The organism is Sulfitobacter sp. (assembly GCF_036961165.1).
Lineage (GTDB): Bacteria > Pseudomonadota > Alphaproteobacteria > Rhodobacterales > Rhodobacteraceae > Sulfitobacter.
On the sequence record NZ_JBALVJ010000109.1, the window covers coordinates 624 to 8420 of the forward strand.

A 7797-nucleotide genomic window follows, 5' to 3' on the forward strand; every position below is an offset into this window, starting at 1 on the left:
GACGGAAGTGGTCCTGTAGACCCCGTCGATCCGGTTGATCCTGTTGATCCGGTTGATCCGGTTGGCTCTCTTGTCTACTCATTGGTTGGCGAGGATGCTGACTTGTTCCAGGTGAACGCTGCCACTGGTGAGGTGAGTTACCAGCCGTGGTTCACGCCGTCCTATGCCGAGGTATGGGACTGGGACCGGGATCATATCTACGAGATGACTGTGATCGGTTCAGATGGCTTTGGCGCCGAAGTCAGCCGCACCGATCTTGAGCTTGTGGTCTCGGAGACGGATGCGGTCTGGCAGAACGCTGACGGAAGTGGTCCTGTAGACCCCGTCGATCCGGTTGATCCTGTTGATCCGGTTGGCTCCGGTCCCGTCATTGATGTTGTTCGGCTTGCGGTTGATCCAAATGAAACCATCTACGGCATCCGGGACGATACCTCATCACGTGGAATAGATTTAGACGGCGCTCTGATCACCGCAACCTATGCTGATGGCTCTATCGAAAACCTGACATGGACAGCTTTGGACGCCTATACCACGGGTGGCGTTACGGGCGCTGATATCAATATGTTCTATGGCTGGAGCCAGCACGATTTAACCGTGAACAAGCATTTGGCCTCACTCCAAATTGACCTTAAACCTGCCAGTTCGGTCTTTGATACGACCATCACTCTGGACGATGACCCTCTCGGAGGATCCACGCCCGGATCCAGTTTCGGCTACACATTTGAATTTGTGGGCACACAGGGAGAATTGGATGGCAATGTCGCGGTGACCTATTCGGGGATCGTAAATCTGGTTGGGGATTCAGCGGCCGGAGACCTCTATACAACAATGCTCGTCGATTTTTCGGGCCTTTCCACAGGTGGGATCCTTGGGGATGTGAGCTGGAATTCTGATATAGATACAATGAGATACGCTGGTGATTTGATTCAGACCGGAACGGACGCGGCATTGGCGGGCAACGATATGGTCACCGGCACCGCTGGGGAGGATTTTTTGAACGGATCAGCCGGGGCGGACACCCTCATCGGACTAGCCGGAAATGATATCCTGAACGGCGGTAGTGGGGTGGATGAATTCGTATTTGCGGATGGATCTGGTGATGACCTGATTGTGGATTTCGACATCTCAAGCGGCGATTTCCTGAATATTAATGCCTTTGGCTTTGCTGATTTTGATGCTGTGCTGGCGACCTTTACGGATGTTAGCTCTAATGTTGTCGTTCAACTGGATGCAAACGACAGCGTCACAGTTGTTGGCGTGAGCGTGAGCGACCTCACGGCAGACCACTTCGGGTTTATGGCTTAAGAAACCAACTGGATATTCAATACATAAAAGCCACCAAGTTTTTAAGCTTGGTGGCTTTTATGCCTTTGAGGGGCAGGGATCAGGATACACGTTGCTCCGGCCCCTGAATGGGTCAATATGCGGGCACGTTTGGGGTGCACGGCAAGCGTCAGATTGCTGGAAAACCCGGTCCGGGCCCAAGTGAACCGGGCGCTAGAATCCAAAAAGGTTTGCCTCGGAAGCTGACAGCTTTACGAAGGTGTCTTCTCGTGACGTCGGGGTCCACCCAAGAACTTCCTTGGGCTTGGTGTTGTTGAATGGCGAAAAATGTGCGCGGCTTTTCCAGTCGCGTAAGCTTGGCCGGGAAATGCCCCGTCTCCGCAAGATATTGGTTTTGAGGAAAAATTTTACAGCGTCAGCGCCGTAAAGCAGCCATAGCTGCCCAGACGACACATTGATGCGCGCATCAAACACCTTGTGGATAGCGTCAAAATAACCACGCGCGGACAACAGCGGCTCGCCGATCAGGTTAAAGCTCTCGCCAACGGATTTGTCGCTTTCGGCCATGAGGATCAACCCGTCTGCCACATCATCGATCAGAACGAAGGGCAGCGTATTGTGCCCATTCCCCCAGATTTTTACGGCGCCCGCACCATGCCATCTTCCAATGCCCCAATGTTGCAGTGGCCCTCCGGACCCGACAACGATGCCAGGACGGGCGATTGTCACAGGGAGGCCCTTTTCCCTGTGCATCGTCATCAGCCGTGCCTCGCACTCGGCTTTGGAGCGTGCATATATATTCCGGTTCTTCAGGTCTGCGCCAAAGCCCGTTTCTTCGGTGATGGTCACGGCTGGATCGGACAAATCGTAGGACGCGATCGTGCCGGTGTAGACCAGCCGTTCGACGCTGGCATTGAGGGCCGCGGTTGCAATGCGCTCTGTCACAGCGACGTCATTCTCGAGGGCGGCATCCCATGTTTTGTCCTCTGACTTGGCGAGGTGGTACACGTGGCTGATGCCTTGCATTGCAGCTTCAAGTCCTGCTGCATCCCGCAAGGAGACGCCGACAACTTCGACCTTGTCAGAAATATCATCAAACGGGCCAGTTTTGCCGCGTGACAGCACGCGCACGTGGGTTCCGTTTGCGGCCAGTTTCCGGGTTAATGCGCGCCCGATGAAACCGGTACCCCCAATCACCAGAGCGGTTGGTTCGGGTGTTCCTTTTGGCTTTATGAGTTGCGGGTCAGCGGGCAACAGCGCCAGTGTATCGTCGATCGCCCGCATCACCTTAACTGCACTTGCTCCATTGAAGCGGGCATCAACGGGGCGGCCCTGTGCAAGGGCACTGTAGACTTCCGCGCACATGCCACGAAAGCTGAGGCCGTAGGGCGATTTCTGGTTCAGCGATGTCAGCTGCCGTGTTGCGTTCACCATGCCTTCGCGCAAGAGCCCCAAGCTTTGACCAAGGGCGCTGCGCAGTGGATTAAGCACCAGATCAGAGGTGTTCATACCAGACACAACCAACGTGTCCTTGGCATAGTCGAGCCGGGCCATTGCCGAAGACCCCCGCACAACAACGGACCGGTCATCATAGGTTTCGACCAAGGCAAGGTTCAGCGTCACATCCACCTGACCCGCTCGCGCAAGGATCCGCCATCCTTGGGGCCGGGTGCTGCCACCGGGAAGGGTGATTTCGTTCGAGGTCTGCAAGTGCAGGATTTCCACATCACCGAACAGGTCTTGCATGAAGGCAAAAAGATGCGGTCCAAGCTCTTGCAGTAGGTTGTGCGTCTCACGCATGAGCCAGATGCCATAGGGGCCGGACCGCAAGGGGCCAAGCGGGAAACACCAGTTGATTTCGGCTGTAGAAACGCGGCCTATCTTGCCTGTGGCCATCATTGATTTGAGCCGCATATAGGACGGCAAACCCAAAAAGTTATGGCCTGCCGCAAATTGCACGCCGCGTTCCTGGGCTGCCGCGCGCATCGCCTCAACGTCTTGGGCGCAAAGGGCTACAGGCTTTTCAACAAGCACATGCAGGCCGCCTGCGATGCACTCCTGCGTGACTGCGTGATGCGACTCTGGCGGCGTCAACACGTGGACAGCGTCAGCGGCACCCGCCGCGAGCATCTCTTGAATGGTTGCGAAGGCTTGAATGCCCCGCGCGGTACCAAACGCCTGCGCCGAGGCAATATTGCTATCAACGACACATGTCAACTCCGCGCCTTTGGTCGCCCCGATGGCATCTGCATGCCAATCTGAAATATACCCCGCTCCAATAATACCGACGCGTGTTTTTTTGCTCATTTCTTGCTCATTTCTTGCTTACTTGTATTCAATAATCACCATCTCAGCTCCCTGACGCCTGCGCTTATGGTAGGTTAATGCCCCAATTATATTGGGGAATTTTGACAGAAATAAGTAAAAAGCATGGTGCCCCGCCCGCAAACGAGGCAGGCCCGCCTTTGCAAGGCCAAGGGCGGTGCGGGCATAAGATATCGCAAACAGCGCAAAAACGAACATAAGCAAAGGCCAGTAGAACACCGCGCCAACCAGACCCAAAACAGGCAAGGCCCCGCCATAGATCCACATCCGTCGACGCTCGCGTATGAAATACTCTGGATGCAAGTCGTTCACCTGTTCAAAACCATGACCGGTTCGCACAGCGCGGTTCCACCATTGGCCGAACTGCAGCATATTCGCGTCATGATGGGTCATCGATAGTGGCAGCCGGTGCAGACTCCACCCTGCTTTTCGAAGGCGGATGCAGAATTCGTCATCCTCTGCTGCGATGACCTTTGGATTAAAGCCGCCAATCTGTTCAAAAGCCGAGACGCGGACCATCATGTCGCCCCCACAGGCCATGATGTCACCTGTGGGGCCATGCCATTCGTGGTCGCACATCTCGTTAAAGACGCTGGCACCCGGATCAATTTCTGTGCGCCAACCTGTAACAACAGCAAGCCCCGGATCGTCGGAAATCTGTGTGGCAGCCTTGGCGATATAGCCTTCCTCCAACCAGCAGTCCCCATCTATGAACTGAACAAATTCGGGTATGTCAGCCCTTTGTTTGATGCGCTCGAAGCCGGCGGTGCGGGCGCGGGCGGCGGTGAAGGGCCTGTCGCTATCCAACAGAACACACTCTGCCCCATACTTCTTGGCGTTTTCGATTGAGGAGTCGGTTGAACCACTATCAACATAGATCACGAGAGAAACTTCATTTCTCAGTGATTTCAGGCAATTGACCAAGCGTTTACCTTCATTACGGCCGATGATCACGGCACCAATTTTTGTCTGAGGTATCATGAGATTTCTCGCTAGAATTCAGCACAGCATGCCAAGGACGGGTTGTTTATATCAATTGGAAAATAGGTGCCCTCTTGATCGGGTGGTCAGGTTCATTTTCTGCTCCACACAGTAGACGCCCGCATCCGGCTTTAACAATGCAATCAACAGCGGCTTTTTATGGTGTGGCAAAAAGAGCGGTAGCCCGTTGCGCCCTGCCAACACTTTGCGCGCCAATGGGAGATGTTCGGAGACGGGAGGTGCTTGGAGGGGGGCTAAAAATCAGGAAAAGCTCAGGCGGTTTGCGCTGAAAGTATCGCCCTTAATACGCCTTACCCTTTCACAGCGTCAGCCAAACGACCAAGGAGCCCTTTGCGCGGTTTCTGCTGCGGCTCCAGGGACGGTTAGGGATCATTGGAGCGCTGATCTGTCAGGAGTGTTGAGAGTGTTTTTGCCTGACCCTTCCACGCGTCCCTATCTTTTGACGCATCCTCAAGGCGGTCATTCGCGGGGTTGAGTTCAGCCTTTAAAGTTTCAATTCCAATGGCATTTTCTACTTTCGAAGGCACTGTCTCACGGTGTGTCATCGGGACAGTTTGGAGCAGTGTGTCAGGTTGACTTTTGCCAAGTAATACCGCCCCTTTTAAGACAGTTTATTTTGGGACACCTTAACGGGCGAACAGAGCCTACCACATGGATTTTCGGTTTCGATAGTACGCCACAAAACCAGCCCCAGCGTTGTTGAGGGAATTGCCTTTCGCGGCTTCGGCCATGGCGAAATGAAGCCAGCTGCGGCGCATTACTTGGTAATCCCAACCCAGATCTCGGGCGGCAGCCCGGGCCTCTTCATCAGCCCATTCAGGGATTTTGATATCCGCGGTGACGGTGACGTTTGCTGCAAGAGGGCGAGCGGTAACGAGGTCTTTGTCGTCCAGAGCGAAGCAACAGAACGGTGTTACATCATCTTTGATAATATTATTATTACGATCAGCCTGCCACGCTGACTTGGCAACTCAACGACGAAAAACGCAGCATCACTTGGCAAGAGCTGCAGCCAGTTTTCGCTTGGCTATCGAAGGTCCCGTCGACCATTGCGATGATCTCCAACCATAACCAAGAAGAAACGGGAAGCGGACTGATTGATAGTCCCGAGAACCGTAATTGGTGGGTGTCAGCCATACCGCCCCAAAGAACCACTTTGGGAACATGGCGGGCCTTCTGACGGCCTTGGCGAGTGCGGGATACGCCATGCTGGCAGAGTATATGCGCAAGGACTGGTCTGAGGATAGCCCCCGAGTTGAACGCCGCGACTCAGCGTAGCAAGGCTATGTCAGCTTCGCAGTTGATCACCCTGATTTGTTTGAGTTGATGTTCGCGCGTGGCCCTACAAAAAGCGATGATCCGGAGCTGATGGGCAACGTCGTGGCGTGCTTTGCCGTGCTTGCTGACATCGCCCAAGACTTGCCCCTTGGCCACCCGAATTATGAACTTACAACAACGCGCGCTCAGATGTTCATTTGGAGCGCCGTGCATGGTTACGCACAACTCTGCATTGCGGGGCGGTTCAAAAAAGACGAGATGAAGCGCCTAACGATTCTCGATATCTTGCCTCAAATGAGGTCCTGAGACGAGGAATCAGACCTTCATTCCAATTGCAGCATCCATCAGAATGGGCTCTCAGCAGCGGTGCAGAGATAAACTTGGGTTCAATGTCACTTGAATGCCCGCACCCGCTGAAGGCGCGTTCCGGGCTCGTGCTCCCAGCGAAGGATCGGTTTCCGCCCAATGCTCCAGAAAGCTCTTGGCTTTTTCATTTCGAGGTAATGCCTTGCCCTCAAGAAGTAGATTTTAGGGCACCTCTATTTTTGACTGTTTTTAGGACTACAGCGCGGCTGATGCAGCCTGAAGCGCGTCAGAGACCGTCAGCTGCCGGTTTATTGCGTCGGGTCTGATGATGCGCTGCCCATTTCGGGGCCGCTTTTCGTGATGCGCAGCATGATCTGCGTCTTTGGCCGACCTCTTTTCACGCCGGGTTTGGGTTGATGCGACGCAACTGACAGAGTCGGCGCATATTGTATGCAAGGTTTTTCATCCCGATCTTTGCCATGGCCCTCACCAGGCCGATGGTGCGCACCAAGGTGCCGCCCATGTCGTTTGCCTGCGCGCCGAAGACGTGTTCGACCCGCACCCGCACGGTGAATGTGGCTCTTGAGCTTCCGCGCACGTAATTTTGCCTCCATCTCCTCAGAGAGATAGGCCGCATCCGCCCACACGCCAGAGCCGGTGTTGCCCCGCATCAGTAGGTGATCCACCGCCTGGCTATCGTGCTGCGCGGCGTCGCTGACGTGATAGCGCCGCACCAGCTTGTGCATGCGGTCGACGTTCACATGGTTCTTGTAGCCGTAGTGGCTCTTGCCGTGCTTTTTTGTCCAGCGCGCGTCCACGTCTTTCTGGCATCGCTTGGCGGGCTTGTTTTCCCAATCCTTGGGCACCTCGCCCTTCTTGATCGCTGTGTTTTCGTCGCGCGTGTTGTGGTTGCGCGGCACTGGCACAATCGATGCATCCAATATTTGTCCGCCCCGCGCTATATAGCCCTGCTGGGCCAAATGACTGTCGAACTGCCGAAACAGCTACTCCACCTTGCCTGCCTGCGCTAGCCCGTCTCGATAAAGCCATACCGTTTTAGCATCGGGCACACGGTCGCCAAGACCAAGCCCCAGAAACCGCATGAAGGACAGCCTGTCGCGGACCTGATACTCAATCTGATCGTCGGAAAGGTTGTAAAGTGCGCTCAGTACCAGCGTCTTGAACATCAGCACTGCGTCTATCGGCTTGCGCCCGGCCCGGGACTTGCGATCCGCATCTGGCTTGCGGCAGACCCGCTCAAGAGTCGGGCGAAACTCCTCCCATGGAACGACGCCGTCGATCTCAACCAGCGGGTCCTTCTTGGCGTCCAGGCTCGCGTAATGGTCCGAAAGATCGAAGAAACCCATCTGTGCCACCGCTGTATCCCCACTGCCGGTTCATTGTCTAATGATACCGCAGTGCAGGGGGTGGGGCAATTTTTAGAGGTGCCCTTTAGGGATTTGTAGACAGTGGCACCTCCTATCCCTAGTTTTCGTTCAACGTCTGAAACAGGGATTGAAGATCACGCAAGTCTCTGGCCAGGTAGTCAGAGGTGGTCTCGGGAATTCGGACCAGTAGTTAAGGTGGATCAACTTGTGAAAG

3 protein-coding genes and 2 pseudogenes are annotated in these 7797 nt (G+C 54.9%); 2 read left to right on the forward strand and 3 right to left on the reverse strand.

The window, feature by feature from the left end:
• Positions 1-1305, forward strand: a 1305-nt coding sequence (locus V7730_RS20990) for a calcium-binding protein (protein ID WP_443070261.1), incomplete at its 5' end; no start/stop codon positions are given.
• Positions 1306-1497: 192 nt separating this feature from the next.
• Here V7730_RS20990 and V7730_RS20995 read toward each other — a convergent pair.
• Both V7730_RS20995 and V7730_RS21000 read right to left on the reverse strand, forming a co-directional pair.
• A complete protein-coding gene (locus V7730_RS20995) occupies positions 1498-3591 on the reverse strand; it encodes an NAD-dependent epimerase/dehydratase family protein (RefSeq protein WP_335749512.1) in 2094 nt (697 codons plus the stop codon).
• 18 nt (positions 3592-3609) lie between these two features.
• On the reverse strand, positions 3610-4590 hold the full coding sequence (locus V7730_RS21000; protein WP_335749513.1) for a glycosyltransferase: 981 nt from the start codon (positions 4588-4590) through the stop codon (positions 3610-3612).
• Positions 4591-5904: 1314 nt separating this feature from the next.
• Here V7730_RS21000 and V7730_RS21005 point away from each other — a divergent pair.
• Positions 5905-6195 (forward strand): annotated as a pseudogene (locus V7730_RS21005) (TetR-like C-terminal domain-containing protein); the annotation flags it as partial.
• 397 nt (positions 6196-6592) lie between these two features.
• Here V7730_RS21005 and V7730_RS21010 read toward each other — a convergent pair.
• A pseudogene (locus tag V7730_RS21010) lies at positions 6593-7571 on the reverse strand (IS5 family transposase).
• Positions 7572-7797: the final 226 nt, after the last annotated feature.

What these genes read in the sequence shown, in the direction of transcription:
- V7730_RS21000 (WP_335749513.1), bottom strand. Translation starts at nt 4,590, where the DNA reads ATGATACCTCAGACAAAAATTGGTGCCGTGATCATCGGCCGTAATGAA.
- V7730_RS20995 (WP_335749512.1), bottom strand. Translation starts at nt 3,591, where the DNA reads ATGAGCAAAAAAACACGCGTCGGTATTATTGGAGCGGGGTATATTTCA.